Consider the following 283-nt stretch of genomic DNA (forward strand, 5'->3'; position numbering starts at 1 on the left):
TTATTGAATTCCCAGCTTCATCAGTAACGCTATAAGTTCTTGTGATGACCTCTGGGTTTATGTTTCCGTCGCTAACATCGCCAACAAAAGCTACTGTTGGATTTGCTGTACAATTATCAGCTTCATCTATAACTACTGAAATATCTTCTGTTGGAATAGCGCCTGAGCAAGACACGTATATTGGTGAAGGATGGCTTGCTGTTGGGTTTGTGGTATCGTTAATACGACAATCCACTGGAATTTCATCTTCTACAATCACGTTGAAACTACAGGTTGCTGTGTT

Annotated in this window: 1 protein-coding gene; it reads right to left on the reverse strand. The window is 40.3% G+C overall.

Translation table 11 applies throughout. From position 1 onward, the window contains the following. A partial coding sequence (locus tag KO493_RS01330; protein ID WP_216066156.1) for a hypothetical protein occupies nt 1–283 on the reverse strand: 283 nt, incomplete at both ends.

It is taken from the genome of Pseudotamlana agarivorans, from assembly GCF_018860245.1.
Classification (GTDB): Bacteria; Bacteroidota; Bacteroidia; order Flavobacteriales; family Flavobacteriaceae; genus Pseudotamlana; species Pseudotamlana agarivorans_A.